Source organism: Staphylococcus devriesei, assembly GCF_002902625.1.
GTDB classification, from domain to species: Bacteria; Bacillota; Bacilli; order Staphylococcales; family Staphylococcaceae; genus Staphylococcus; species Staphylococcus devriesei.
Genome location: NZ_PPRG01000002.1, coordinates 62,962 through 88,485, shown reverse-complemented (window position 1 = coordinate 88,485; position 25,524 = coordinate 62,962). Strand labels below are relative to the sequence as shown.

Genomic DNA, 25,524 nt, shown 5'->3' with positions numbered 1-25,524 from the left:
ACATTATATAGACCAATTATTAAAACAAGATGAGAAAATAACAATCGTAATGAACGAATTTGGAAATTTTGATGTAGATAGTTTAGTAATAGGAGAGAATGTTTCTATTAAATCGCTTGTTAATGGATGCGTATGTTGCGACTTAAATGAAGATTTAGTTCAACAATTAAAAGTAATTATAGCACAAGGTCAGACGAATCATATCATTATAGAAGCTACAGGCATTGCACACCCGCTTGAAATATTTGCTGCTTGCCAAGACCCAGCAGTAGTTAAACAAGTGAAAGTACCACAAATTATTGGAATAGTAGATGCACAACGATTTTCAAAAAAAGAAGATTATAGTCACTCAACTTCGCATTTGATGGAAGAACAACTGAAATGTAGTGATGCAATGATTATTAATAAAGTAGATTTAATTGATGACTCAGGTCTTCAAAATATACATAATGAGTTGAGTAAGCTTAATCCGAATGCTCTAAGAATAGCTACGACATATAGTCAAATAGATATTGAACAATTACATAAACATCATTATTCAAAAGCATTCGATCATCATCATTCACATGTGCATCACCATGGCATTCAATCTATGCAATATACGTTTACTTCTCCTATCGACCGTCAGTTGTTTTATCAATTTATTATGCGCTTGCCGGATAATGTTTTACGTCTGAAAGGCTTTGTGAAATTTAGAGATCTTCCTGAAGCAATTTATGAATTTCAATATGCTATGGGATTACCAGATTACGGCATTATAAATAAAGAGGTACCATTAACGATTGTGTTAATTGGTGAAGAACTTGATACAGCGCGTTTACGTAATCAATTGGAGATGATTCAATTCACTTAAAACAAGTGATGATATGGCTGAATAGTTCAGAAGTTTGTCACATAAATAATATGCGAGTGTGATATTTTATATTAATAGTAGGAGGGTTTGCGCATGAATAATGAAGATAAACGTACGAAGCAAATTCGATTTGAATTTAAATGGATTACTATTCCGTATGTTATTTTTGCAATTATTGTATTATTAATTAATATTTTCTTTACGAATATAAAAATCTCTATGGCATTATTTGGTCTGTTCTTCGCTTATAATTTAGGGATACTCTTTGTAGCATTCGTGAATCGTTTTAAACGGACATTGATTTTAACACTTATTTTAACTATATTAAGTGCTGCCACATTCTTTATTTTATTATATGTATTCGGTCTTAATCGTGAAACACTCGGTTTAATTATTTAATGGTCAAACTTTAATAGGATTGAGTAGACGAAGCTAGATAGTGAAACTATACTTTTTCCACTTTCAGTCAACTACTACCTAATTATAGATCAAAGTATAATATCTTTTTTGCTTATCGCTCGGTTATACTCAAATACTAAACAATTTTATCCTAACCGCTCCTTTCTGTTCATTTAACACTATTACTTTTCGGGAAAAGGGGTAAAGTATATAAACTTTAGTCTCAGGAGTGAAACAATGAACATTGGCGTAATCCTTAATCGAGTTTTTCGGGTGAATAATAACCCGTTATTTGAATATATAAGTCAACAACAATATAATATTGATAAATGTTATCTTATTATCCCTCAAGAATTATTTGAAGAAGATGGTACAGAATTAAAAGAACGCTATTATTATGGAACGCTAGATAAGTTTTTAAAAGAACTATACAAACATGATATTGAGCCATTTTTAATTGATTATAGTCAACTAGGAGATTTTTCTAAGGATAAAGGGTTATCTGAAATTGTGGTAGCGGGAGATATTATGAGCTATCATCAAGAAGCTTATGACATACGTCATTTGAAGAAGGCATTTGAAAAATATGATGTCTCTGTGACCACCTTAAGAGCGAATCATTATTTCAAGCCTAGTTTGACAATGAATAAACAAGGCGAACCTTATAAGGTGTTTACTAGTTTCTATAAAGCGCATCGCGCTAAACTACGTCAACATGCTGCATATGATTATAAATTGAATGATATTGCAAAGATTGCCATCAAGTCGCAACAGACCCTTGATAAAGAATTTGCCCAAGAAGGTCTGTCAGAAAGCCAAGCAACAAAAAACTGGAACGAATATTTAGATAATGACATACAAAATTATGACACTAATCGTGAGTATTTACCGGAAGTATTAACGAGCCAACTCAGTATTGTATTAGCTTATGGGCTTATTGATATTAACCAAATTATAACTCAACTATTAGAAAGTTATGAAGAAGATGAAAGTAATATTGAAAAATTTATTAGAGAGCTAATGTTCCGTGAATTTTATTACGTCTTAATGACTCAATACCCTAATACGGCGCACGAAGCTTTCAATGAAAAATATCGTCAAATTAAGTGGTTTAATGATAATGAAAATTTCCAACGTTGGTGTGAAGAGCAAACTGGCTTTCCGTTAGTAGATGCAGCCATGGCGGAGTTAAATAACACAGGTTTTATGCATAACCGTATGAGAATGGTAGTGTCTCAGTTTTTAACAAAAGATTTATTTATAGATTGGACATGGGGAGAAGACTATTTTAGAAAGAAATTAATCGATTTCGATTCTGCATCAAACGTTCATGGTTGGCAATGGTCAGCCTCAACAGGCACAGATGCGGTACCATACTTTAGAATGTTTAACCCAATTCGTCAAAGTGAACGTTTTGATAAAGATGCTTTATATATTAAGAAGTTTATACCTCTCTTTGATGACATTTCAGCTAAATTGATACATGATCCACTCAAAAATAAAACCCAACTAGAAGAAGAAGGTATAAAGTTGGGAACAGATTATCCTAAACCAATCGTGAATCATAAAAACGCTAGAGAACATGTTATGGAGACGTTTAAGAGTATTTAAGCATAGCAAAAGCTCGAGTAGTCAAGGGCCTTTATTAGGAAGCGCCTAAACTACTCGAGCTTTATTTCTTTATACTCATCTAATCTATAGTCTACTTAAAAACAAATAGACAAATATATACGGCTATATATTCGAAGAAAGTAATGATATACATATATTTTAATCTGAGTTTAACGTTTAATGGAACGTTCCAATTTGGATAACGACGTTCGTAGTAGAAGACTTGTATAAGGAATAGTCCAATACCAAGTGGCAATAATGTCAGAATAATACTGTGTAATAAACTAAATCCAATCACATGAAAGAAATGACCGATAATCAGTTGCAAAGCTACTAATATAATTAAAAGCATTAGAATATTTAACATCATTTTGCAACGCGCACTCCCTTCACAAAGACAATGATGACAGCTTGTAACAGAACCATCAACAAAATAAACGTAATAGTGTGTGTATTCATTGATGAAATGACTTGGTGAACAATTTTAAATGGTTCAGTGATTAAATGTATAGTGTGGAATCTTAAGAAACGGCCCATATAAATGCCTAAACCATTTAAAAACATAAGGATAATTATTAATGAACGATTAAACCACATTTTCGAAGTGAAATGTAATAATTCGATGTAAATAAGAATCATACAATAGATGGCTAAAAAGACACCAAGTAATAAATAAGTGAAATAAATCCATTCCATTATATTGAGTCGCATATAAAAATCAAAAGTAAATTGATTTAAATGAATTAAATCCGTCAACATATAGAATGTATTTGGAACTAATAAGATAAAAATCAAACTAAACACAATAAATAACGGCCACTCAAACGTTTTTCTAGGTCTAAATAATCTTAAGAGTAAACACAATTCGAAAGGCACGTACGCTAGGAATAGATTTAAACTCATAAAATTAAAGACCCGTGTTTCAAATAACGAAATTATAAAAAGAATAATAAAATATATTCTCGCAATATAACGTGCGGTCATGTTAAACACTACTTTCTTAATTTATTAATTATAAGGCTCATTTAAGTTAGTCAATTTTTAATAATAAACGTTCCCAAGATTGTAATCAAATAATTTAACAATATATTTTAAAGCTAAACTAAATACGACTCACAAAATGAATTTTAAATTAAGAAAATATAATTTTAAGTTGAACACATTTCATAAAAATACCGTAAAAGTAGTAAAATTAATTACTTAGTATTTAAAATTTACTATTGTAATATAGAGAAGAAATAGTATACAATGTCACGATATTGTATGATAAAGATGGGTTAAAATCTTACTTTTCTCATCACTCATTAACATTGCTAGGGCGAACTACGGAATATTTGAAAATATATAAGATTTCCGTCGTCACTCCCTAGATTTCTGTTAACAAACTCTCAATTAATGAAAAGAGGTGTGACCATGAAAAAACAATTATTTACACTCTACTTTAATATTTTCTTAATCTTCGTAGGGATTGGGCTAGTTATTCCAGTATTACCGGTATATTTAAAAGATTTAGGATTAAAAGGTAGTGATCTAGGCGTTTTAGTAGCAGTCTTTGCGTTATCACAAATGCTCATATCTCCATTTGGTGGTACGCTTGCAGATAAATTAGGTAAAAAATTAATCATCTGTATTGGCTTAAGTTTATTCGCAATTTCAGAATTCTTATTTGCAGTTGGACATAGTTTTTCTATTCTTATTATTTCAAGAATCTTAGGTGGTTTCAGTGCAGGAATGGTTATGCCGGGTGTAACAGGCATGATTGCCGATATTTCGCCTGCTAAAGATAAAGCGAAGAATTTCGGTTATATGTCAGCGATTATTAACTCAGGCTTTATACTCGGCCCGGGTATCGGAGGATTTTTAGCAGAATTTTCTCATCGGGCGCCCTTCTATTTTGCAGGTGTGCTAGGGGTATTAGCATTCATTATGTCTTTACTATTAATTCATAACCCACGTAAAGAAACAACAGAAGGTTTCCAAATGTTCGAAACGGAACAATTTTCTAAGATAAATTGGAAAGTATTTATTACACCTATCATTTTGACACTTGTTTTAGCTTTTGGATTATCATCATTTGAAACGTTGTTCTCATTATACACTTCAGAAAAAGCGCATTACACACCTCGTGACATTTCAATCGCTATTGTCGGTGGTGGTGTAGCAGGTGCGGTATTCCAAGTCTTCTTCTTTGATAAATTTATGAAATATATGACTGAATTAACATTCATTATTTGGTCACTACTCTATTCGGCGATAGTTCTAGGACTGCTCATTGTATCTAATAGCTATTGGTCTATCATGTTAATTAGTTTTATCGTCTTTATAGGATTTGACTTGATTCGCCCGGCACTAACTAATTATTTCTCAAATATTGCGGGCAACCGCCAAGGTTTCGCGGGAGGACTAAACTCCACATTCACTAGTATGGGTAACTTTGTAGGCCCACTTGTCGCTGGTATGCTCTTCGATATTAATTTAGAGTTTCCACTATATATGGCTATTATTGTAATGATTTTTGGTATTATAATTATTTTTGTTGAAAAGGCGATGCAAGCCAGTCGACGTCATAAACATTCATCACAATAAATAAACACTTAAAAAGTTAACAAAGAAATACTTTTTTTACATTTAAATTGATAATTTGTAACAATATAAAGTCGTTCGGTAATATAACTGTTACAAAGATTACAGTTATTTTAAATTGCAGTCTACCTAATTATTTTTACTCTATTTGTATGTTAAGATAAATAAAAATTAAGAGGAAATGTGGGTAAGGAGATGTATTTAAAAAACATACTTTTAGGTATGATAGCTGTAATTTTATCAATTTGTTTAGCTTTCTTATTATTTATTGCCACAAATCAAAACGCTTTGGCCAAAGTACATCAAACGATTTCTACATTTTCAAAGATGGGTAACGTATCAGCAATTGAAAATACATTAAATATCAACACTACTCACACGGCTAAAGCTTCTGAAAAAGATAACAATGAACGTAAAGCGGGAGTGCAATACAATCAATTACAAACTACGGAACAAGCAACTAATGAGAAGCATCAACATACGTATTCAACTGTAGAATGTAAAGCGTTTGCTCAAAATTATGCTGAACAACGTTATGGAAAAATAGTAGCATTAGATCAAACAGATGAAACAAGCCAAGATGTAACATTTTCTATTCATTCCAATCAAAGTAATCAACAAACTGAAATAGCGGTTGATAAAATTGGTAAAATTGATGCAACGTATAATAGGGGAAACTGATAGCGCCTTTTCTTAAATGAGAAAAGAGCGCTTTTTTCATTTAAGATAGTTTAGTAGTAAACTTATCTATATAAATTAATGAGGTGATAGCGTATGAAACATAAGAAAACCAATGCTATGCGTATGCTTGATAGAGCGAAGATTAAATACGAAGTAAATACGTATGAAGTAGGTAATGGACATATGGATGGCACCACAGTAGCGAAAATGGTTGGCGCCGATGTAAAAGAAGTTTATAAAACATTGGTGCTCGAAAATGCGAACCACGATCATTATGTGTTTGTTATTCCTGTAGATGAAACACTTGATATGAAAGCGGCAGCCCAAGTGGTAAATGAAAAGAAATTACAATTAATGCCTCTAGATAATTTAAAACAAGTTACGGGTTATATTAGAGGTGGGTGTTCGCCAGTGGGGATGAAACATTTATTTAAAACCACCCTTAATGATTCAGCTTTAGCACTTAATAAGATTATAGTAAGTGGCGGTCAACGTGGTATGCAAATTGTATTGGACGTTAATGATTTAATTGATATTACTCAAGCACAAATAGCAGATATTATTCAAAAATAAGGGGACAACTCATTTTGACGGAGCGGGACATAGGACCTTTGGAATTTTATAAAGGTTTCTGTCTCGCTCCTTTTTCTAAAAATTGATTGTTTTTGATTGTTTTTGATAATTTATGATTGAAAAATGTAAGCGTACACATTATAATACGGAGTGAAGTGGGGTGGTTATATGATTTCAGAAAAACGTTATGATTTGATTCTGCAAGAATTAAAACGTAAGGAGTTTTTAACGCTTCAAGAATTAATAGAACGAACAGGATGTAGTGCTTCAACTATCAGAAGAGACTTATCAAAACTTCAACAACTAGGACGTCTTCAACGGGTACACGGTGGAGCAACATTGAATGGCAATCGTCATAGCGAGCCAATCTTGTCAGATAAACTAACAAAGAATTTGAAAGAAAAGAAGGCAATTGGTAAAAAAGCAGCACAATTAATCCAAGACCATGATTGTATTTTTATGGATGCAGGTTCCTCAACCATTGAAATGATTCCATTTATTGAAGCTCGAGATGTCGTAGTCGTTACAAATGGTTTAACACATGTTGAAAAATTGCTTGCCCAAGGAATAAAAACGCTTATGATAGGCGGTCAAGTTAAAGAAACTACATTTGCGACGGTAGGGGCGAGTGCACTGACTACAATGAATCGTTATTGTTTTGATAAAGCTTTTCTAGGAATGAATGGATTAGATTTAAATTATGGTTTGACAACACCAGATGAAAAAGAAGCTTTGATTAAAGAGAAAACAATTGTGCAAGCTAATCGTTCGTATGTGTTACTAGATCATACAAAATTAGATGAAGTCTATTTTGCACATGTACCCATGGGTGATAATCACGTAGAAATCATCACCTCAAAACAAGCAACGACTCATAAACTTTTCAATAAATATCAAGAAAAATATCAATTTTTAGGAGGACAGTCATGATATATACAGTGACATTCAATCCATCCATCGATTACATCATGTTTACTGATGGGTTTGAACTTAAAGGGTTAAATAGAGCGACCGCTACATACAAATTTGCAGGCGGAAAAGGTATCAACGTTTCACGTGTATTAAACGAATTAGGTGTGCAATCTACTGCATTAGGATTTGTTGGGGGCTTTCCTGGCGATTTTATTACTAATGCATTAGAACAAAGTCATATTAAAACTGATTTTGTTAAGGTAGATGAAGATACAAGGATTAACGTTAAGCTTAAGTCTGGTGATGAAACTGAAATTAATGCACCTGGACCAAGCGTGACAGCATCCCAATTTGAGGCGTTACTTAATAAGATTAAACAAACGACTGATAACGATAATGTAATTGTAGCCGGTAGTGTTCCGAAAAGTATTCCGAGTGATGCTTATGCACAAATTGCAGAAATTACGCATCAAACAGGTGCTCGACTAGTTGTCGATGCGGAAAAGGACTTGGTTAATACAGTATTAAAATATCAACCACTATTTATTAAACCTAATAAAGATGAATTAGAAGAAATGTTTAATATAAAAGTTCAAACGGATCAAGATGTGGTCACATATGGTCGCCGAATTTTAAAGGAAGGTGCACAATCCGTCATTATATCATTAGGTGGAGAAGGCGCTATTTATATCGATGCACAACGTAGTATTAAAGCTCAAAATCCACAAGGCAAAGTGATTAATACAGTAGGTTCAGGAGATAGCACAGTTGCTGGAATGGTAGCTGGACTTGAAGCAGGATTATCACTTGAAGACGCATTTAGCCAAGCGGTAGCTTCAGGTACGGCAACGGCTTTCACTGAGGATTTAGCGACGCATGAAGATATAGAAGAAATTAAATCACAAGTAACGATTACAGTACTTGATGGGGAGTGAAATAAATGAGAATAACAGAATTATTAACTAAAGATACAATCGCTATGGATTTATCAGCTTCTGATAAAAATGGCGTTATTGATGAATTGGTTTACCAATTAGATAAAGCAGGTAAATTAAGCGATATTGCACAATTTAAAGAAGCGATTCATAATCGTGAATCACAAAGTACAACAGGTATTGGAGAAGGTATTGCAATTCCACATGCGAAAGTCGCTGCAGTGAAGTCACCAGCTATCGCATTTGGTAAATCTAAAGAAGGCGTTGACTATCAAAGTTTAGATGGACAACCTGCTCATTTATTCTTTATGATTGCTGCTCCAGAGGGTGGCGCTCAAACTCATTTAGATGCTTTAGCTAAATTATCTGGTATCTTAATGGATGATAAAGTGAGAGAAAGCTTATTACATGCTAATTCTCCTGAAGAAGTACTTCAAATTATCGATAATGCTGATGATGAAGCTACTAAGGAAGAAGAACAAGAAGCTAGCGCCACAGGTGATGTAGCTACTGGTTCTACGGACGCCACAAATTCAGATGAGCCTTATGTGCTTGCGGTAACTGCTTGTCCAACAGGCATTGCTCATACGTATATGGCACGTGATGCCTTGAAAAAACAAGCAGATAAAATGGGCGTTAAAATGAAAGTTGAAACCAATGGCTCTGGTGGTATTAAAAATCATCTAACGCAACAAGATATTGAACGTGCTACAGGCGTTATAGTAGCTGCGGATGTTCACGTTGAAACTGATCGTTTCGATGGTAAAAACGTAGTAGAAGTGCCAGTGGCAGACGGGATTAAACGCCCTGAAGAATTAATTAACACTGCACTTGATACGAGTCGTAAACCATTTATAGCACGTGGTGAACACACAAAATCAACAGGTAGCCAAAGTAATGAAAAACAAAGTTTCGGTAAAGCATTCTACAAACACTTGATGAACGGTGTTTCAAATATGTTGCCACTCGTTATTGCTGGTGGTATCTTAATGGCTATCGTCTTCTTATTCGGTGCTAACTCATTTGACCCTAAAAGTTCTGAACATAACGCTTTTGCAGAACAGTTATGGAATATTGGTAATAAAAGCGCCTTTGCATTAATTATCCCAATTTTATCTGGTTTCATTGCACGTAGTATTGCTGATAAACCAGGTTTCGCAGCTGGTCTAGTAGGCGGTATGTTAGCTATTTCAGGCGGTTCAGGATTTATTGGTGGTATTATTGCAGGTTTCTTAGCAGGTTACTTAACACAAGGCATTAAATATATTACACGTGGTTTACCGCAAGCACTTGAAGGATTAAAACCAACATTAATATATCCATTATTAAGTGTAACCATTACAGGATTATTAATGATTTACGCATTTAACCCACCAGCAGCATGGTTGAATAATCTATTATTAAATGGCTTAAACAGTTTATCAGGCTCTAACATTATGTTATTAGGTTTAGTTATCGGAGCTATGATGGCGATTGATATGGGTGGACCTTTCAATAAAGCAGCTTATGTATTTGCGACAGCAGCTTTAACTGAAGGTAATGCCGCTCCAATTACTGCAGCTATGATAGGTGGTATGATTCCATCATTAGCCATTGCGACGGCTATGCTAATCTTCAAACGTAAATTTACAAAAGAACAACGCGGTTCAATCGTTCCTAACTATGTAATGGGATTATCATTTATTACAGAAGGTGCGATTCCATTCGCAGCAGCCGATCCACTTCGTGTGATTCCTTCAATGATGGTAGGTTCAGGTATTGGTGGTGCCATCGCATTAGGCCTAGGCTCAAGTATTAATGCGCCTCACGGAGGTATTATAGTAATACTTGCTACTGACTTTAGCCATATTTTACAAACGTTACTTGCATTAGTCGTAGGTACAATTGTACCAGCACTTCTATACGGTTTCTTGAAACCTAAAGTTACTAAAGAAGAAATACAAGCTTCAGAAGCTATGGATGAATAATTAAAGTTCGTATTAGAGAGGTAGGACATTAATATTAAAGTGTCTTACCTCTCTCTTTTGATTTAAAGAAAATGAGTTATTATATTACATGAAATGGGTAGTATAAGGAACGTATTATAATCTAAAATGTATTTGTACCTTACTTGACTAATACGCTTTCTTAGTTTTAAATGTTAATTTGTAACTTCTAAATTAAAAGAGTTACATTCAACTATTTATAATTAATGTATGATAAAATAAAAGTAATACATTTTTTCGGGGGTGTCGCAATGGGAAGGCCATAACATGCATTTATATCGTTAGTAAGCATTACGAATTAAATCCGTGTTACCCATATGGGGCACAATATATTTGGAGGTGAATCCCTAGAAATAGGGAATTAATTGGAAACAGCGACCATAATAAACTTAGTAATATTCTTTTTATTAATTGCTTTAACTACAGTATTCGTAGGTTCGGAATTTGCGTTAGTAAAGGTTCGTTCGACACGAATTGAACAATTAGCTGAAGAAGGTAACGGCGGAGCTAAAATCGTTAAGAAAATGATTGCCAATCTGGATTATTACTTATCTGCTTGTCAGCTAGGTATCACAGTAACTTCTTTAGGATTAGGTTGGTTAGGTGAACCTACCTTTGAAAAGTTATTACATCCTATCTTTGACTTGTTACATCTACCTGCAGCTTTAACGACAACTATCTCATTTGTGATTTCTTTCATCGTAGTAACATATTTACACGTAGTGTTAGGTGAATTAGCACCTAAATCACTTGCTATTCAACATACTGAAAAGCTAGCGCTCGCTTATGCACGACCATTATATTACTTCGGTAATGTTATGAAACCATTAATTTGGTTAATGAATGGCTCAGCACGTGTAATTATTAGAGTACTAGGCGTTGATCCTGATGCTCAAACTGATGCCATGTCAGAAGAAGAGATTAAAATTATCATTAATAATAGTTATAACGGTGGGGAAATTAACCAAACAGAACTTAATTATATGCAAAATATTTTCTCATTTGATGAAAGACATGCTAAAGACATCATGGTGCCACGTACACAAATGGTAACGCTAAACGAACCATTTAACGTTGACGAATTACTCGATACAATTAAAGAACACCAGTTCACACGTTATCCAATTACTGAAGATGGCGATAAAGACCATATTAAAGGGTTTATTAATGTTAAAGAATTTTTAACCGAATATGCTTCAGGTATACCGATTAAAGTTGGCAACTATATACATGAATTGCCAATGATTTCTGAAACAACACGTATTAGTGATGCATTAGTCAGAATGCAACGCGAACACGTTCACATCAGTTTAATCATTGACGAATATGGCGGTACTGCCGGCATTTTAACAATGGAAGACATTTTAGAAGAAATCGTTGGTGAAATTCGTGATGAATTTGACGATGATGAAGTCAACGATATCGTTAAATTAGATGAAGATACGTACCAAATTAATGGACGTGTTTTATTAGATGATTTAAATGAACAATTTGGAATCGAATTTGAAGATTCTGAAGATATAGATACAATTGGTGGTTGGTTACAAGCACACAATACAAACTTACAAGTAGAAGACCATATTGATACTAAATATGATCGTTGGATTGTGTCTGAAATGGATAATCATCAATTAGTTTGGGTTGTTCTTAAACATCAATTTATTGAAACAAGACCAACATTTACTAATGAAGATGAAGAAGACGATAACGACAATAAACATAAAAACGACTCGAATGAATAATATTAAGGGCACTTGGGTACTTTAACCTCAGTGCCTTTGTTTTTTGTACGTATAAATAGCGTTTTAGAAGAACTAACTTTTAATAAGGAGAGAAAAATATGGTAAATGATACTCAAATTTTAAATAACGGATATCCTATGCCTAATGTTGGGCTAGGCGTATATAAAATCACGGATGAAGAAATGGAAATCGCCGTCCAAACTGCAATAGAAGCGGGATATCGCGCATTTGATACGGCTTACTTTTATGGTAATGAGCAAGCGTTAGGTAAAGCTTTGAAAAATAGTGACATACCTCGAGAAGATTTATTTATCACATCTAAGTTATGGAATGACTTTCAAGGGTATAACAATACTCTAGCTTATTTTAATGCTTCCCTTGAACGTTTAGGTCTAGACTATATCGATTTATATTTAATTCACTGGCCTTGTGAGAAAGATAATTTATATATTGAATCATATAAAGCATTAGAACAGCTTTACCATGAAGGTAAGGTTAAAGCAATCGGCGTATGTAATTTTAAAGAGCATCATCTTGAAAAATTAATGTATGCTACAGACATTATTCCTCAAGTTAATCAAATTGAAGTTCATCCTTACTTTAATCAACAAGAGATGCAAGATTATTGCGATAAACATGACATCGTGGTTACCGCTTGGATGCCCTTGATGCGTAATCGAGGATTGCTAGATAATCCAGTGATCACAAAGTTAGCTGAACGTTATGAAAAAACGCCAGCTCAAATCGTGTTACGTTGGCATCTTGCACATAATCGTGTTGTGATTCCTAAATCTAAAACGCCGTCTCGTATTCGTGAAAATTTCGATATCCTAGATTTTAATTTAGAGTTAACAGAAATAGCTGAAATAGATAGTTTAAATCGTAATGCCCGCCAAGGTAAGGATCCAGATAAAGTGAACATTGGGGATTTAAAATAATTATTATTAATACTTGTGAATTATAGTGATTATTTAAAATATATTGTGATATATTTATTTAGTAAATATTAATTATTTGTTAATTCTATAGTTTTAAGTAGAATAGTTATTAAATTTATTGATAAAATAATAGTGAGAATGTAGAAAAGGATGTAATTGAATGAAAATCAGAGTCATTGTGCCTTGTTTTAACGAAGGTGAAGTTGTAAGGAAGACTTACGACAAATTGACTGAAATTTTAATGAAAGATAGCAAAATTAAGGCCTACGACTATGATCTCTTATTCGTAGATGATGGTAGTAAAGATAATACGATTGAACATATTCAAAGTTTAGCTACTGTCGACCAACATGTAAAATATATTTCTTTCAGTCGAAATTTCGGAAAAGAATCAGCAATGATTGCTGGTTTTCAACATAGTGTCGATTGCGATGCTGTGGTGATGATAGACGGAGATTTACAACATCCACCTGAGTTTATTCCTCAAATGATTCAAGAATATCAACAAGGCTATGATCAAGTCATCGCAAAACGTGATCGTACAGGCGAGAATTTTGCGCGAAAAACGATGACTAAATTGTATTACAAATTGATTAATAGCTTTGTAGAAGATATTAAATTTGTTGATGGTGTAGGCGATTTTAGGCTATTGAGTCAACGTGCCGTTAAGGCAATGGCATCGTTAAAAGAGTATAACCGTTTTTCTAAAGGGTTATTTGAGTGGATTGGATATAATACGAAAATATTTACTTATAAAAATGTGGAACGCGAAGCAGGGCAATCCAAATGGACATTTACTAAACTATTAAACTATGGTATTGATGGATTAATTTCCTTTAATAATAAACCCTTACGTGCCATGATTTACCTTGGAATGTTTATTTTTAGTTTAAGTATTATATATATTCTTTATTTATTGATAGGTATCATGGTAAATGGCATTAATAACCCAGGTTATTTTACTACGATAGCAGCAGTGTTACTATTAGGTGGAATTCAGTTAATGTCTATCGGCGTCGTAGGAGAATATATTGGTCGTATTTATTATGAAGTGAAAGAACGTCCTAAATATATTGTACAAGCTTCGAATTTAGAAGAACCTAATCAAGATTTTAAAACAGTAGATCAAGAAAATAAAAAATTTATTGATTAGTTGTTAAAAAGGTTAATAATAGAAAACCTAAAAAATAGGGAAGCGAAACAGAAATCTAATGAAATTTCAAAGATTTCGTTGTTTCACTCCGACAAGATTGACTAGAGATGAAGGAAGTGAGACTCGAACGCCTCTTTATTTCAGACGGTTACTGTCATGTTGAGCCACGGTCTCGACGTTCATCCTATTCCCTCAGGAGTCTCGCCAACAATACTACGTTAGTTACGTGCAATTTCGCATGAAAGCACTTTAAAAAATAAGACACTTTCATGTGATTTAATAAATATCACTAAATTAATAAGGGTTCATATAGAAAGCGTAATATGACTTAACTCATATTATCGAACTAAAATAAGAGTATGACATCGTTAAAATTATGATGTCATACTCTTATTTAATATGGTATTTATGATTAATGCGCTTTGGTTTTAATTGCCATACGACATAAATACTAAACAAGAAATAAATGGTTAAAAAAACATACCAAAATGGCGTTAAAATTGTTAAAAGTACAATAGAAATAATAATAATTAAATGTCCTATAATAATAGGATGCTTAATTTTCTTAATCATTTTAAAGTTCTCAAGTTCATTATTAGTGAAGGTGCCTAAAAATATAATGCTAGCTCCTAAAATAAAGATAGAAGGAGTAAGATAAGGGACAGACATATAGACAGATTTATCACTAAAACCAAAAGTAATAAACAAAGAACAACTAATAATAATCGCGAAAATAAGAGCAATTGATTTATATTCTGAAATGATAAATGAATCGTTTTTAATATTTAAATAGTATTGCAATCCTAACCAACATATAAAAAACGCGAGTGAAGACATAGTTATAAAATTAAATTTCTCTATTACCATAATGTTAATAAAAGCATTAATTGTAATAGCGATTAGTACGGAGCTAAACTTAAGTTGCTTGAAACGTTGTCGATATAGGTCAAACCCGAGAATGCCTAGTACAACGGCAATATTTATTAATACATATATAATCATGCTGTACTCCTATCACACTTAGTTCATTAGAATATTATAGCAATTAAAACAAACTTAATCATTTCAAAACACTTAACAAATATTTTTTTATTATAATATACAGTTAAACTCCTTTTTTATTACTCCATAATAACGTGTGTAATTGAGGTAGCACATATACATGATTCATATCGCTACTTTGCATCACTGTATCTACCAATGATTCATATCGAGCTAACAATTTTTCAGTATGATTAGCCACGCTATCATCTAAGTAAGGATTCCCAACCTGTAAGTAGAAAGGCAGATGTGGGTAACGATGATGAATCATTTTAGCAAATTCATAATCGTCATCATTAAAAATAACAACTTTTAAATTAAGTGAATCTTGGACGCATTGTTCTATAACGGAATCTAATATTTCTAAGTTAGGTTTCATGTTAGAACTTGGTGGCTTAGGACTTATTGTTAAGTCATTAATCTGAGTCATCCAAGGTTGGAATTTACTTCCTTGCGTTTCTAACGCGGTATAAATATTCTTTTCTTCAAATAAATCTACTAAATCTTGAATCCCTTTGATTAAGGCCGGATTACCTCCTGAAATCGTAACATGGTCGAACTGATCGCCACCAACTTCACGTAATTGATGATAAATGTCTTCAGCAGTCATGAGTTGGATGTCGTCTTTCGCGCTGCCATCCCATGTGAAAGCTGAGTCACACCAGCTACATCTATAGTCACATCCTGCCGTTCTGACAAACATTGTTTTACGTCCAATGACACGACCTTCACCTTGAATGGTAGGGCCAAATATTTCGAGTACTGGAATTTTAGACGCCATTATTTATACTCCTTAGGACGATACACGACGTAACTAGTAGGCGTTTCTCGTAAATAAACTTGAACACATTGAGGTTGATTATTGTAAGATTGTAAATGTGATTGGACGATTTCGTAGATTGTTTGTGCAACGATTTCAGTTGAAGGACTTTTACCTTTGAAATGTGAAAGGTCATTTAATAGGTAATGGTCGAATTGATCATGAATTAATTTTTTTAATTCACTAAAATTAATCAAGAAACCGTTGTGATCAAGTGTATCTCCTGCAATCGTTAAATTTACGAAATAAGTGTGACCATGCGTACGCATACATTTTCCTGCATCTTCACTTGGAATATAGTGAGCAGCTGAAAAATTAAAGTCTTTATTTAATTCGAAAATATAAGGATGGCTTACAGAAGGGTATAGTTGTTGCATCATCTTAATTCGCTCCTTTAGTTTCTAAATAATTTTCAAGACCACGTTGGCGTAACTTACAAGCAGGGCATTCTCCACAGCCATCACCAATGATGCCGTTGTAACATGTTAAAGTATGATGACGAATATAGTCTAATACGCCTAATTCATCACTCAATTCCCAAGTTTGCGCTTTGTCTAACCACATAAGTGGAGTATGAATCACAAAGTCCTTATCCATAGATAGACTAAGTGTGACATTCATTGATTTAATGAAACTATCACGACAATCTGGATAGCCTGAAAAATCTGTTTCACAAACGCCGGTAATAATATGTTTTGCATTAAGTTGATAAGCTAAAGCTCCGGCAAATGATAAGAATAGTAAGTTGCGTGCAGGTACGAAAGTGTTAGGAATACCATCGTCGCCCGTTTCGATATCCATGTCATGTTGTGTTAAAGCATTTGGTGTTAATTGTGATAATAATGACATATCTAAAACATGATGTTTTAAATCTTGCTCTTTAGCTATTTTAGTCGCAACTTCAATTTCTGTATCATGACGTTGTCCATAATTAAATGTTACAAGTTCTACTTCTTTAAAATGTTTTTTAGCGTAAAATAGACATGTTGTGCTATCCTGTCCACCACTAAATACTACGAGTGCTTTATCCTTATTTAAGGCACTATTTGTCATTGTTATTCTCCTTTTGAAAAAGGTTGATTTATAGAACTATGCCGATATTTGACCTAGCTATTTTCAAAATAAAAAAGCCTATCTCTATAAAAAAGATAGACTTGGAAATATTGTAATAAGTTGTACTATAGATGTACGACATAAATAATTTACAAATTTCAATAGGTGTCTAGTTTTTTATAGAGGGTTTCAGCTAGGAACCTCTTTCGATTAATTTTGTACGTTTGTTAGAGTAATACAATAACCCTATAAAATCAAGTGTTATATCAGTTATTTAAAAAGGTAAACCCTTACATTTTTAAATTAATAATTATTATAATATTGTTAGAGAAGATGTAATTAAATGAGATTTGGAGCGTCCTAGAATGATTATAGTTATAGATAATAAAGATTCGTTTACATATAATTTAATAGATTACATAAAAACCGAGACGGAGAAGCCAGTTCACGTCTTTGATGTAGATGGTATTACTATAGAAGAGTTAAATGCGCTAGACATTGAGGCCATTGTTATTTCTCCAGGGCCTGGTAAGCCGAGCGACTATCCGATATTAAGTGAAATTATGGATGAGTATGCTACGAAAGTTCCTATTTTAGGAGTATGTCTAGGATTCCAACTTATATATGAATACTATGGTGGTAAGATTATTCATGGAAAGAAACCAGTTCACGGTCATACGACCCCTTTAATACATAATGAAATGGGAATCTTCAAAGATTTACCGCAAAATTTTAAAGTGATGCGATATCATTCTCTAATGGCAGAAAGTAACAGCTTGCCCACCTTGTTACGCGTAACGGCACGTAATACCGAAGATATTATTATGGCAGTTGAACATGAAACCTTTCCTATTTATGGTGTGCAATATCATCCCGAATCGATACTTAGTGAATACGGGCATGAACAATTACGACATTTTATAATGAAAGTGGGGCAAGTAAATGAATATTACGTTTAATTATCGATATTATACGTCTCCTGATGACTACCACACTTACCAACTTGGATTTAATAACTATTATGCAAAAGCTGTAGCAAATTCACTTGAACAAGTTGAAGATGTTATTTATTTTGCACAAAAAGAACAAAGTAGTGGGCGCTACGTCGCTTTGTATCTTACGTATGAAGCGGCACCTTATTTTAATGAGGATATGCAAATACATAATGAACATAACGGTTTAATTGCGGTGGCCTATAGCTTTGAGCAACATATGACTTATATTCCTAATAAAAAACATATAACAAATTATGTGCCGCAACATCATTTTCAGTTTCAAGAAAGTGATTTACAAATGATTGAGAAAATAAAACAAGTACAAGCAGCCATTGTGGAAGGAGAAACGTATCAGGTTAATTATACGACGCGCTTAGAAAGTGATATCCACTATCCGATATCAGCACTATACGATTATTTAACTCAAACGAATAATGGGGGGTATACGGCATTATTAGAAACTGAAGAAGTGAATGTTGCTTCCGTTTCGCCCGAACTCTTTTTCCAAAAAGGAGACTTTGATAATAAAGCAAATGTTATTGTAAGTAAGCCGATGAAAGGGACGATGCCTCGTGGTAATGATGTTCAAGAAGATATCGAGAATTATAATGCATTACAACACTCTTTAAAAGACCGTGCTGAAAATGTCATGATTGTAGATTTATTGCGTAACGATATTTCAAGAATTTCTCACAGTGGGACGGTAAAAGTCTATAGACCTTTCTTTATAGAAACATATAAAACGGTTTATCAAATGACGAGTATGGTTACTGGCCAATTACCTACATCAACTTCTTTGGATACTATCTTACAAGCGCTATTCCCTTGTGGTTCTATTACTGGGGCTCCTAAGTTAAATACTATGTCTTATATAAAACAACTTGAAATCGGACCTCGGCATATATACTGTGGTACTATTGGACTTTTATTACCTGATCAAAAAATGATATTTAATATTCCGATTCGCACATTGGAATATCGCAATAACAGAGTGCTTTATGGCGTAGGCGCTGGTATCACTATTGATTCAATTCCTGAAAATGAAGTGCAAGAATTTCGTGATAAAACAAAGATATTGGAGATGCTATAAATGGTATTATTTGAAACAATGCGTCTTGATCATGGAGTGATACCAAGATTTGAATATCATACGAATCGATTACAACGTTCATCTCAACGTCTAGGATATTCATTTTCAAAAGAACAATGGATTCAATATGTTGAACAAATCAAGCATCAATACAGTGATGAAGTATATCGATTAAAAGTCATGTTAGATGAAAATGGAAATTTCACACATGTTATAAAACTATTAACTGAAAAAACAAGCTTTACAGCTAAATTAAAGCTTATGAATACAACGTCTCCACAATCGTTTATTATAAATAAAACGAGTGCACGTCAACATTTAGAACATAGTCATGTTACAGATTTAGTGTTGTTGTATAATAATGAAGGGAAAATTCTCGAATTTGATATTGGAAATATTATGATTGAAGAACAAGGACATTATTATACGCCAAGTTATCAAAACGATTTCTTGCTAGGATGCATGCGTGAAAGCCTTATAAAACAAGGGAAATTAGAAATCAAGGACTATAGTAAAGATGAGTTAATTAGTAAACTAAAGAAGGGTGACATTCGTGTTTATCTGTTAAATAGTTTGCGAGAGGTTGCCGATGTAGCTATTTATCTTTAAAATATAGTTGGAAGAATAGAAGGTTGAGGCACTATTGATCGATTCCTTAAGGGCGTAATATATTGTTGTCTTAGTCTTACTTAAAACAAACAACTAACGGAGCGGGTTATGGCGATACTATGGTTAATTATTATCATTACAGTGAATTATTTAGGTAAGCGTCTAGCAAAAGGATGTTTGAAGAAAGATAAGGTGATAAAAGCACGTATCATTACGACTTTTATCGTACTTAGTCAATGTGTATTAGTATATGCCTTAATTAGCTCAACAATGCCGTATGTTGTTGAATTTTTAAATATATTTTATCATCACTAAACAGTTTAAGTTTGTAGATGTATTAAAATAAAGGAATTTATGAGGTGGCGTTATGAAGATTTATAGCCAAGGAGACAAAGCAATAATTATTTCGATGGAGAAAGATGTTTCTAAAAATGTCACAAGAGATTTAATCGCTTTACGTTCTCACTTATTAAACAAAGATTTACCATTTATTACTGAAATTGTGCCAACTGAATCAGATATGATGATTACTTATAATGCTAGAGACATGATTAAACATCATCATATTACGTCACCTTTTCAATATATGAAGGATTTAATCCATTCAATTTATCAAGAATTACGCAACCAAGATACAGTTAAAGAAGATAGTACGACTTACAACATCCCAATCATCTATGGTGATGAATTTGGACCTGATTTAGAACAACTTCTAGACTACTATCAACTAACGAAAGAAGCATTTATTCAATTACATTCGGAAACGTCTTATTTTGTCTCTATGATGGGTTATTTACCAGGGTTTCCATATTTAACTGGTATGAATGACAAGCTATATGTTAACCATACATGTGATGAGAAAAAGTTAGTTCCTGCCGGCTCGGTGATTATCGAAGGGAAAAAATGTGGTATCGTAACAACTGATACATATAATGATTGGTTAGTTATAGGCTACACACCTTTAGAATTATTTTCACCTGATAAAGAAGAATTCAACTTATTAAAATTAGGGGATAGTGTTACTTTTAAACCTCAGGGGCGAAAAGATATTGAATTAGGAGATTATAAATCATGACTATCATAATAGAAAGAGCAGGATTATTTAGTAGCTTTCAAGATTTCGGACGTCATGGGTATGCATACACTGGAGTGATTCCATGTGGTGCGTTAGATACGTTAGGTCACGAAATTGCTAATCGATTGGTAGCGAATGATAAGAACGAAGCCACACTCGAAATGACTCATATTATGGCTAGAATTCGATTTACTGAACCGACGTTAATCGCACTAACGGGAAGTAATTTTAAAGCTTCTACTCAAAATATGAAAATAAAGCCATATAAATTATACTTATTAGAAGAAGGGGACGTTTTATCGTTCGAAGAAACAAATAAAACGTCTCGTGTCTATCTTGCTGTAGGTGGGGGATTCAAATTAGACACTTGGCTCGACTCTACTTCAACAGATTTAAAAGTTGGAATTGGTGGTTTTCATGGACGTAAATTAAATAATGGTGATGTAGTTGAAATGAAACGTGATTACACAAAACGTCATCACAAATTATTTAAGAACTTGGCGGATAAACATACTACTGATTGGGGAATTGATGGCTACGCTTTATCATTCAATTATATTTCAGATGTCTTTCATGTTATAGAGAACAAAGGTACTGAAGATTTTGATGATGAAACGAAAGCTCATTTTATAAGAGGCGATTATAAAGTTACTAATAAATCTAACCGTGTGGGCATGTTATTAGATGGTGAAAAGATTAAAGCTTATTACGAAGATATGCCAGCTCATCAACCAGTAAAAAAAGGAACGATTCAAGTTAAGCGTGATGGCACGCCTATTGTGTTATTAAATGATCATTATACTATTGGAAGCTATCCGCAGATTGGCACTATAGCAAGCTACCATTTAACTAAGTTGGCGCAAAAACCTCAAGGCTCTCGATTAAAGTTCCAATTCATTGATATTGAAACTGCTGAAAAGAATTTAGTTAAATTTAGTAACTGGACGAACCAATTATTTCATGGAATTGAGTTTAGAATGCAATTAGAAATGATGAAATAGTAAAATATCAAAGAAGATATTGAAAGTGTTGAGTAACTATAAATTTCTATCGTGGGACTATAGTCCGATTAAATCGTAGTTACAACAAGATATAATATATTAATCAAATGATAAAGTTCGATGAGCTTATAATAAAGTTAATAATACAATTATTCAGTTATAGATAGTGCTTTTTCTTGATAAATGAGTAAAAATACTATATATTTATATATTGAACTATGAGAAATTATTACAGTAACATTACAATTTTAATTATTTCTTAATAATTAATTAGTAATCGAAAAGAATAGTATTCAATTTATCATACATAAGATAGCACTAGCTCTAGTTTAATGATTAAATTAAACAATTGTTCAAGAATAATAGTTCATCCTATGTTTATGTGTGTAATTACTTCTCGAGCAAATTTTAATAGAAAAATAAAAAATTATTAGTTAGTACTTGCATAACGGTCATATTTGAGTAAGTGTTCAAGTCTATAAAGTCTTTAACATTTTTTCAAAGTTGAATAACTATAAACGGAGGAAACATACATGAGTTTACACAAAAAGAAAATAAGTCTTTTTGCGTTCTTCTTATTAACTGTAATCACAGTTACACTTAAGACGTATTTTTCATACTATGTTGATTTTTCTTTGGGTGTTAAAGGACTAGTTCAAAACTTAATCCTACTGATGAATCCATATAGTTTAATTGCACTTATTTTAAGTGTATTCCTATTTTTCAAAGGTAAAAAAGCATATTGGTTTATCTTTATTGGGGGATTTTTACTTACCTTTTTACTATATGCGAATGTAGTTTATTTTAGATTTTTCTCAGACTTTTTAACATTTAGTACGCTTAATCAAGCGAGCAACGTTGAATCAATGGGAGGTGCTTTAGGCGCATCTTTCAAATGGTATGACTTTGTTTATTTCTTAGATACTATTGTTTATCTATTTGTTTTAATTTTCAAAAGTAGCTGGTTAGATAAACGAGTGTTTAGTAAAAAGTTTGTGCCAGTGGTAATGGCGGCATCTGTAGCTTTATTCTTCTTGAATTTAGCATTTGCTGAAACAGATCGTCCTGAATTATTGACACGCACATTTGACCATAAATACTTGGTTAAATACTTAGGCCCTTACAATTTCACAGTCTATGATGGCGTTAAAACAATTCAAAATAATCAACAGAAAGCATTAGCTTCAGAAGATGATTTAACTAAAGTATTAAATTATACGAAACAGAAAAATACAACACCTAATCCAGAATATTATGGTGCAGGTAAGAAGAAAAATATTATTAAAATACATTTAGAAAGTTTCCAAACTTTCTTAATTAATAAAAAAGTAAATGGTAAAGAAGTCACACCTTTCTTAAATAAACTATCAACTGGTAACGAAGAGTTCAGATATTATCCAAACTTCTTCCACCAAACTGGGCAAGGTAAAACATCAGATGCCGAATTTACAATGGATAACAGCCTTTATGGTTTACCACAAGGCTCTGCTTACTCATTAAAAGGTGACAATACGTATCAATCATTACCTGCCATCTTAGATCAAAAACAAGGGTACACATCTAATGTTATGCATGGTGACTATAAAACATTCTGGAATCGTGACCAAATTTACAAACAATTTGGTATTGATAAATTCTATGACGCGACTTACTACGACATGTCAGATGATAATATCGTTAACTTAGGATTAAAAGATAAACCATTCTTTAAAGCGTCTGCCGATTATCAATCTAAGATGAAAGAGCCATTCTATTCACACATGATTACATTAACTAACCATTATCCTTTCACATTAGATGCAAAAGATGCTGATATTGACAAACCAAATACTGGTGATTCAACAGTGGACGGTTATATTCAAACTGCACATTATCTTGACCAAGCATTAGAAGAATATGTGACTGATCTTAAGAAAAAAGGTCTATATGATGATTCAGTTATAATGATTTACGGTGACCATTATGGTATTTCTGAAAATCATAATAATGCAATGGAAAAATTACTAGGTGAAAAGATTACCCCAGCTAAATTTATGGACTTAAACCGTACTGGTTTCTGGCTAAAAATTCCTGGTAAAGAAGGTACCGTAGATAAAACTTACGCTGGACAGATGGATGTTATGCCAACGATTTTACATTTAGCAGGCATTGACTCTAAAAATTATTTGATGTTTGGTACAGACATGTTATCTAAAGATCATAACGATTTGGTCCCATTCCGTAATGGTGATTTCATTACTAAAGGATACAAATACGTTAATGGCAAAGCGTATTCTAATAAAACAAATGAATTATTAGAAACGCCGCCAAAAGATCTTGAAAAGAATAAAAAACAGGTGGAAAAAGATTTAGAAATGAGTGACAATGTTTTAAATGGTGACTTATTCAGATTCTACAACAATCCTGATTTCAAAAAAGTAAATCCATCTAAATATGAATATAAAACTGGCCCTCACGGCAATCAAAAATAGAATAATAAAACAATAGGAAACTCCCTTCAAAGTTGACAGTTAGAGATGAAAACTTTGAAGGGAGTTTTACGTTTTAGAAGTTTAAAATTGATTTGTTGAAATTGAAATATGATTAACTCAAATTTTTATTTTAGCCAAGTGCTACATCTAAAATCATCATAATAGTAAAACCTAGCATTAAACTTAAAGTGGCTAAATCTGTATTGTCCCCTGATTGTGAATCTGGAATAAGCTCTTCAACGACCACAAATATCATAGCACCGGCAGCAAATGCTAAAGCATAAGGCAAGACGGGTGTGATAAATATAATTAATGCTGCCCCAATTGTCGCAAAGATAGGCTCGACAATCGCTGAAGCTTGTCCGTAATTAAAGGCTTTCCAACGAGAAGCGCCGGCAGCTCTAATTGGCATAGATAAGGCTGCACCCTCAGGAATGTTTTGTATGCCAATACCAATAGCTAAGCCCAAGGCACCAAGAAATGTTGCCTGATTATTTCCAGTTGCGATACCACCGAACGCTACACCAATAGATAAACCTTCAGGAATATTGTGTAGTGTAATAGCTAAAACGAGTAAAGTATTCTTGTTTAAGGATGTTTTAACGCCTTCTCGATATTGACTCTTATCACCAATTTTTTGGTGGATATGTGGAATAACTGAATCAAGCACTCGAATAAAAATACCGCCGAATAAAAAGCCGGTAGCTGTGGGTAACCAAGCAGGGAGTGGGCCATCTTTACTATATTCAAGAGAGGGTTGTAATAAAGACCAGAAACTGGCAGCAATCATAATGCCTGCAGCAAAACCTTGCATAGAAGTTAAAATCTTTTCATTTACAGATTTAAATACAAATACTCCTGCCGCACCTAAAGCAGTTAAAAGCCAGGTTATTATGCCGGCAATAAGTGTCTGTAAATAAGGGGGTAAATGTTCAAAAAAGTCTATCATATCTCTATTCTCCTTGTATCATTTAGCCTTAAAAAGGTGTATAATATATAGAACT

The 25,524-nt window shown here is 33.0% G+C and carries 26 protein-coding genes; 19 read left to right on the top strand and 7 right to left on the bottom strand.

Features of this window, described 5'->3' with window-relative positions; translation table 11 throughout:
* The 3 genes from CD147_RS00530 to CD147_RS00520 all read left to right on the top strand — a co-directional run.
* Positions 1-853 (top strand): CobW family GTP-binding protein (locus CD147_RS00530; RefSeq protein WP_169926892.1); only part of this gene is annotated, 853 nt, incomplete at its 5' end.
* 93 nt (positions 854-946) lie between these two features.
* Positions 947-1,252, top strand: coding sequence for a hypothetical protein (locus CD147_RS00525; protein ID WP_103165513.1), 306 nt, complete (start codon positions 947-949; stop codon positions 1,250-1,252).
* Between the two features lie 237 nt (positions 1,253-1,489).
* A complete protein-coding gene (locus CD147_RS00520; RefSeq protein ID WP_103165512.1) occupies positions 1,490-2,863 on the top strand; it encodes a cryptochrome/photolyase family protein in 1,374 nt (457 codons plus the stop codon).
* 91 nt (positions 2,864-2,954) lie between these two features.
* Here CD147_RS00520 and CD147_RS00515 read toward each other — a convergent pair whose 3' ends face one another.
* Both CD147_RS00515 and CD147_RS00510 read right to left on the bottom strand, forming a co-directional pair.
* On the bottom strand, positions 2,955-3,233 hold the full coding sequence (locus tag CD147_RS00515) for a hypothetical protein (RefSeq protein WP_103165511.1): 279 nt from the start codon (positions 3,231-3,233) through the stop codon (positions 2,955-2,957).
* A complete protein-coding gene (locus CD147_RS00510; RefSeq protein ID WP_103165510.1) occupies positions 3,230-3,847 on the bottom strand; it encodes a DUF1361 domain-containing protein in 618 nt (205 codons plus the stop codon). Before CD147_RS00510 ends, CD147_RS00515 begins: the two co-directional genes overlap by 4 nt.
* Before the next feature lie 429 nt (positions 3,848-4,276).
* Between CD147_RS00510 and norA the strand changes: the two genes are divergently transcribed.
* From norA to CD147_RS00465, 9 genes are all read left to right on the top strand, one after another.
* Positions 4,277-5,449 carry a multidrug efflux MFS transporter NorA gene (norA, locus tag CD147_RS00505; protein WP_103165509.1) on the top strand — a complete coding sequence of 391 codons (1,173 nt, stop codon included), beginning with the start codon at positions 4,277-4,279 and terminating at the stop codon, positions 5,447-5,449.
* 192 nt (positions 5,450-5,641) lie between these two features.
* Positions 5,642-6,127, top strand: coding sequence for a hypothetical protein (locus CD147_RS00500; protein WP_103165508.1), 486 nt, complete (start codon positions 5,642-5,644; stop codon positions 6,125-6,127).
* Positions 6,128-6,220: 93 nt separating this feature from the next.
* Complete coding sequence (gene ybaK, locus CD147_RS00495) at positions 6,221-6,700, top strand: Cys-tRNA(Pro) deacylase (RefSeq protein ID WP_103165507.1); 480 nt, start codon at positions 6,221-6,223, stop codon at positions 6,698-6,700.
* Positions 6,701-6,868: 168 nt separating this feature from the next.
* On the top strand, positions 6,869-7,630 hold the full coding sequence (locus CD147_RS00490) for a DeoR/GlpR family DNA-binding transcription regulator (protein WP_103165506.1): 762 nt from the start codon (positions 6,869-6,871) through the stop codon (positions 7,628-7,630).
* Complete coding sequence (gene pfkB, locus CD147_RS00485; RefSeq protein ID WP_103165505.1) at positions 7,627-8,547, top strand: 1-phosphofructokinase; 921 nt, start codon at positions 7,627-7,629, stop codon at positions 8,545-8,547. The genes CD147_RS00490 and pfkB overlap by 4 nt, the downstream gene beginning before the upstream one ends.
* 5 nt (positions 8,548-8,552) lie before the next feature.
* Positions 8,553-10,514 (top strand): PTS fructose transporter subunit IIABC, encoded by a 1,962-nt coding sequence (locus CD147_RS00480; protein WP_103165504.1) that lies wholly within the window; start codon positions 8,553-8,555, stop codon positions 10,512-10,514.
* A 383-nt stretch (positions 10,515-10,897) separates the two neighbouring features.
* A complete protein-coding gene (locus CD147_RS00475) occupies positions 10,898-12,274 on the top strand; it encodes a hemolysin family protein (protein WP_103165503.1) in 1,377 nt (458 codons plus the stop codon).
* Between the two features lie 98 nt (positions 12,275-12,372).
* Positions 12,373-13,212 carry an aldo/keto reductase gene (locus tag CD147_RS00470; RefSeq protein ID WP_103165502.1) on the top strand — a complete coding sequence of 280 codons (840 nt, stop codon included), beginning with the start codon at positions 12,373-12,375 and terminating at the stop codon, positions 13,210-13,212.
* A 160-nt stretch (positions 13,213-13,372) separates the two neighbouring features.
* Positions 13,373-14,365, top strand: a complete 993-nt coding sequence (locus CD147_RS00465) for a glycosyltransferase family 2 protein (protein WP_103165501.1) — start codon at positions 13,373-13,375, stop codon at positions 14,363-14,365.
* A 390-nt stretch (positions 14,366-14,755) separates the two neighbouring features.
* Here the strand turns inward: CD147_RS00465 and CD147_RS00460 are convergent, their stop codons facing one another.
* The 4 genes from CD147_RS00460 to queC all read right to left on the bottom strand — a co-directional run bounded on the left by CD147_RS00460 (position 14,756) and on the right by queC (position 17,279).
* On the bottom strand, positions 14,756-15,367 hold the full coding sequence (locus tag CD147_RS00460; protein WP_103165500.1) for a hypothetical protein: 612 nt from the start codon (positions 15,365-15,367) through the stop codon (positions 14,756-14,758).
* A gap of 103 nt (positions 15,368-15,470) precedes the next feature.
* Positions 15,471-16,187 carry a 7-carboxy-7-deazaguanine synthase QueE gene (gene queE / locus CD147_RS00455; protein WP_103165499.1) on the bottom strand — a complete coding sequence of 239 codons (717 nt, stop codon included), beginning with the start codon at positions 16,185-16,187 and terminating at the stop codon, positions 15,471-15,473.
* Entirely contained in the window at positions 16,187-16,606 is a 420-nt protein-coding gene (gene queD / locus CD147_RS00450; RefSeq protein ID WP_103165498.1) for a 6-carboxytetrahydropterin synthase QueD, read from the bottom strand. The genes queE and queD overlap by 1 nt, the downstream gene beginning before the upstream one ends.
* Before the next feature lies 1 nt (position 16,607).
* Positions 16,608-17,279 (bottom strand): 7-cyano-7-deazaguanine synthase QueC, encoded by a 672-nt coding sequence (gene queC, locus CD147_RS00445; protein ID WP_103165497.1) that lies wholly within the window; start codon positions 17,277-17,279, stop codon positions 16,608-16,610.
* A 365-nt stretch (positions 17,280-17,644) separates the two neighbouring features.
* Here queC and CD147_RS00440 point away from each other — a divergent pair, with 365 nt between their 5' ends.
* From CD147_RS00440 to ltaS, 7 genes are all read left to right on the top strand, one after another.
* Complete coding sequence (locus CD147_RS00440; RefSeq protein ID WP_103165496.1) at positions 17,645-18,238, top strand: anthranilate synthase component II; 594 nt, start codon at positions 17,645-17,647, stop codon at positions 18,236-18,238.
* Positions 18,222-19,364, top strand: coding sequence for an anthranilate synthase component I family protein (locus tag CD147_RS00435; RefSeq protein ID WP_103165495.1), 1,143 nt, complete (start codon positions 18,222-18,224; stop codon positions 19,362-19,364). The genes CD147_RS00440 and CD147_RS00435 overlap by 17 nt, the downstream gene beginning before the upstream one ends.
* Positions 19,365-19,973 (top strand): aminotransferase class IV, encoded by a 609-nt coding sequence (locus CD147_RS00430; RefSeq protein ID WP_103165494.1) that lies wholly within the window; start codon positions 19,365-19,367, stop codon positions 19,971-19,973.
* 108 nt (positions 19,974-20,081) lie between these two features.
* Complete coding sequence (locus tag CD147_RS00425) at positions 20,082-20,288, top strand: hypothetical protein (RefSeq protein WP_103165493.1); 207 nt, start codon at positions 20,082-20,084, stop codon at positions 20,286-20,288.
* Positions 20,289-20,340: 52 nt separating this feature from the next.
* On the top strand, positions 20,341-21,048 hold the full coding sequence (locus tag CD147_RS00420; protein WP_103165492.1) for a 5-oxoprolinase subunit B family protein: 708 nt from the start codon (positions 20,341-20,343) through the stop codon (positions 21,046-21,048).
* Positions 21,045-22,049, top strand: coding sequence for a 5-oxoprolinase subunit C family protein (locus CD147_RS00415; RefSeq protein ID WP_103165491.1), 1,005 nt, complete (start codon positions 21,045-21,047; stop codon positions 22,047-22,049). The genes CD147_RS00420 and CD147_RS00415 overlap by 4 nt, the downstream gene beginning before the upstream one ends.
* A 533-nt stretch (positions 22,050-22,582) precedes the next feature.
* Positions 22,583-24,520: a polyglycerol-phosphate lipoteichoic acid synthase LtaS gene (ltaS, locus tag CD147_RS00410; protein ID WP_103165490.1), complete on the top strand. Its 1,938-nt coding sequence runs from the start codon at positions 22,583-22,585 to the stop codon at positions 24,518-24,520.
* A gap of 130 nt (positions 24,521-24,650) precedes the next feature.
* On the opposite strand, the gene CD147_RS00405 is transcribed toward ltaS, so the two are convergent.
* Positions 24,651-25,469 (bottom strand): ZIP family metal transporter, encoded by an 819-nt coding sequence (locus tag CD147_RS00405; RefSeq protein WP_103165489.1) that lies wholly within the window; start codon positions 25,467-25,469, stop codon positions 24,651-24,653.
* Between the last annotated feature and the right edge of the window lie 55 nt (positions 25,470-25,524).

What these genes read in the sequence shown, in the direction of transcription:
- CD147_RS00525 (WP_103165513.1), top strand. Translation starts at nt 947, where the DNA reads ATGAATAATGAAGATAAACGTACGAAGCAAATTCGATTTGAATTTAAA.
- CD147_RS00520 (WP_103165512.1), top strand. Translation starts at nt 1,490, where the DNA reads ATGAACATTGGCGTAATCCTTAATCGAGTTTTTCGGGTGAATAATAAC.
- CD147_RS00515 (WP_103165511.1), bottom strand. Translation starts at nt 3,233, where the DNA reads ATGATGTTAAATATTCTAATGCTTTTAATTATATTAGTAGCTTTGCAA.
- CD147_RS00510 (WP_103165510.1), bottom strand. Translation starts at nt 3,847, where the DNA reads ATGACCGCACGTTATATTGCGAGAATATATTTTATTATTCTTTTTATA.
- norA (WP_103165509.1), top strand. Translation starts at nt 4,277, where the DNA reads ATGAAAAAACAATTATTTACACTCTACTTTAATATTTTCTTAATCTTC.
- CD147_RS00500 (WP_103165508.1), top strand. Translation starts at nt 5,642, where the DNA reads ATGTATTTAAAAAACATACTTTTAGGTATGATAGCTGTAATTTTATCA.
- ybaK (WP_103165507.1), top strand. Translation starts at nt 6,221, where the DNA reads ATGAAACATAAGAAAACCAATGCTATGCGTATGCTTGATAGAGCGAAG.
- CD147_RS00490 (WP_103165506.1), top strand. Translation starts at nt 6,869, where the DNA reads ATGATTTCAGAAAAACGTTATGATTTGATTCTGCAAGAATTAAAACGT.
- pfkB (WP_103165505.1), top strand. Translation starts at nt 7,627, where the DNA reads ATGATATATACAGTGACATTCAATCCATCCATCGATTACATCATGTTT.
- CD147_RS00480 (WP_103165504.1), top strand. Translation starts at nt 8,553, where the DNA reads ATGAGAATAACAGAATTATTAACTAAAGATACAATCGCTATGGATTTA.
- CD147_RS00470 (WP_103165502.1), top strand. Translation starts at nt 12,373, where the DNA reads ATGGTAAATGATACTCAAATTTTAAATAACGGATATCCTATGCCTAAT.
- CD147_RS00465 (WP_103165501.1), top strand. Translation starts at nt 13,373, where the DNA reads ATGAAAATCAGAGTCATTGTGCCTTGTTTTAACGAAGGTGAAGTTGTA.
- CD147_RS00460 (WP_103165500.1), bottom strand. Translation starts at nt 15,367, where the DNA reads ATGATTATATATGTATTAATAAATATTGCCGTTGTACTAGGCATTCTC.
- queE (WP_103165499.1), bottom strand. Translation starts at nt 16,187, where the DNA reads ATGGCGTCTAAAATTCCAGTACTCGAAATATTTGGCCCTACCATTCAA.
- queD (WP_103165498.1), bottom strand. Translation starts at nt 16,606, where the DNA reads ATGATGCAACAACTATACCCTTCTGTAAGCCATCCTTATATTTTCGAA.
- queC (WP_103165497.1), bottom strand. Translation starts at nt 17,279, where the DNA reads ATGACAAATAGTGCCTTAAATAAGGATAAAGCACTCGTAGTATTTAGT.
- CD147_RS00440 (WP_103165496.1), top strand. Translation starts at nt 17,645, where the DNA reads ATGATTATAGTTATAGATAATAAAGATTCGTTTACATATAATTTAATA.
- CD147_RS00435 (WP_103165495.1), top strand. Translation starts at nt 18,222, where the DNA reads ATGAATATTACGTTTAATTATCGATATTATACGTCTCCTGATGACTAC.
- CD147_RS00430 (WP_103165494.1), top strand. Translation starts at nt 19,365, where the DNA reads ATGGTATTATTTGAAACAATGCGTCTTGATCATGGAGTGATACCAAGA.
- CD147_RS00425 (WP_103165493.1), top strand. Translation starts at nt 20,082, where the DNA reads ATGGCGATACTATGGTTAATTATTATCATTACAGTGAATTATTTAGGT.
- CD147_RS00420 (WP_103165492.1), top strand. Translation starts at nt 20,341, where the DNA reads ATGAAGATTTATAGCCAAGGAGACAAAGCAATAATTATTTCGATGGAG.
- CD147_RS00415 (WP_103165491.1), top strand. Translation starts at nt 21,045, where the DNA reads ATGACTATCATAATAGAAAGAGCAGGATTATTTAGTAGCTTTCAAGAT.
- ltaS (WP_103165490.1), top strand. Translation starts at nt 22,583, where the DNA reads ATGAGTTTACACAAAAAGAAAATAAGTCTTTTTGCGTTCTTCTTATTA.
- CD147_RS00405 (WP_103165489.1), bottom strand. Translation starts at nt 25,469, where the DNA reads ATGATAGACTTTTTTGAACATTTACCCCCTTATTTACAGACACTTATT.